Annotated in this window: 1 protein-coding gene and 2 pseudogenes; all 3 read left to right on the top strand. The window is 40.8% G+C overall.

Annotation, left to right across the window (positions count from 1 at the left end; translation table 11 throughout):
- Nucleotides 1-814: pseudogene (locus tag AC1DUA_RS38680) on the top strand (S-layer homology domain-containing protein); the annotation flags it as partial.
- A gap of 131 nt (nucleotides 815-945) precedes the next feature.
- Nucleotides 946-1,488, top strand: a pseudogene (gene nth / locus AC1DUA_RS38675) (endonuclease III); the annotation flags it as partial.
- Between the two features lie 25 nt (nucleotides 1,489-1,513).
- On the top strand, nucleotides 1,514-1,786 hold a 273-nt coding region (locus AC1DUA_RS38670), incomplete at its 3' end, for an NAD/NADP transhydrogenase alpha subunit (protein ID WP_127451514.1).

Raw genomic sequence — 1,786 nt, 5'->3', positions numbered from 1 at the left:
GAACGATATTACGTTAAAAACGGATAGCGGTCAAAGCTTATCATTCAAACTACAGTATGCACCAGTCGTTGAGCTGGCGAATAAGCCAAACAGCACGCTTTCGGATCTAAAAGTCGGAGATACGATCTCTCTTCAGATTAGTTTTGACCAAAGTATTGTTACTAAAATCACGACTAGTAAAACTGCGATGTACAAAACGGTTATTACAAATGTGAACTCCAAGCAAATTACGGTGGCTGATGATGCAAATACACAGTATGTCATCTCACTTGACGGTGTACCGATCGTGAAACCGGATCAAAGTGCAGGTTCGATTAATGATTTTATTTTGGATGATTATGTGAAGCTTTCGTTCAATGGTGCAACGGCTGTCAGAGCTGAGATTGCAACTCCGGTAATCGGGAAAGTAACAGCTGTGAATGCGGCTAGCTCCTCGTTGACCGTTCAGGACTTTACTGGAAAAAGTCAAGTCATCAATGCTGGAACCAATTTCGGCGTGAAGCTGAATGGCGGGTCGGATTATAATTTTGCGTCCATTAAAGTAGGCGATCGTGTACAAGTAATGAAAGACGCGAGCGATAAGCTGATGATTCAAGTGGCTGTTGCTACTAAACGAGAAGTTGATAACTACAGTTCGGTTGTTAATCAAATGTACTTGAAATCAACTTCAGCTGGAGATAAAACTTCCTATAGTCTTTTCCCAAGAGCTTATTATCACAAAGGAACAGATATTGTGGGTCCATCCTCCTTCGTTTCTGGCGATCAAATCACGATTTATGTACTGGATAACAAAATCGTTGAGATTGAGAAGTAAGAATTGAACAAAATAATCGTCAATTCCGTCTGTATTGTAGGAGCTAGTCTCCTGCTGCAGGCGGTTTTTTTATTATTTTTAAAATAAATATGGCAATTTTTTAGAAAATGTTCGCATTTTGACGCTAACCCGATGAAACCGTAAATAAGGTGACATTGGATTTATTTCAGAAATATAAACGACCGGAAGATTACTTGGCCGTTCCCTTGGAGGAGCTGGAACAAGACATCAGACGGATTGGACTATTTCGAAATAAAGCGAGCAATATTCAAAAACTGTGTCAGCTACTGCTGGACAAGTTTGATGGTGAAATCCCAGAGAAGCACGAACACTTAGTCGAGCTGCCAGGCGTAGGCCGGAAAACGGCAAACGTCGTTGTCTCAACAGCTTTTGGCGTACCTGCCATTGCGGTTGACACTCATGTAGAGCGCGTATCCAAGCGGCTAGGATTGGCGGGCATCGATGATTCGGTGCTTGAGGTTGAAAAGAAGCTGATGAAAAAGGTTCCTCGCGAAGAGTGGACACAAACCCATCATCGTCTGATCTTTTTTGGCCGGTATCATTGTAAAGCGCAAAACCCGAAATGCGAGGTTTGTCCACTCTTGGATAATTGTCGCGAGGGTAAGAAACGTATGAAACCAAGCTTAACTAGGAAAACTATTACAAACAAATGATATGCAGACAAAGGATGGGATTTAAATGAAATGCATCGCCGTATACACCAATAGCTTTGAACAATTCTCTGATATTTTCGAACAAGTGATTAATACTCCATTAGCCGATAATGAGGAAAAAGTCATTGAAGGTATAACAGTCAGTGAATCAGGTGAAGTTCCTCAGAATTACATAGACAAGATGAAAACAAAAACTGAAGTCGTTGTGATGAAAGTAAAAGAATCGGATATTACGATTCTACAGCATCGCGATGTTTTTGAAATTTTCTTGCCTGAAAAAGAAAAAGTGGTTATGTCC

It is taken from the genome of Paenibacillus sp. 01T422 (assembly GCF_056398785.1).
Note: the sequence above shows the minus strand (reverse complement) of the source record. Positions and strands in the feature narration are given on the sequence as shown.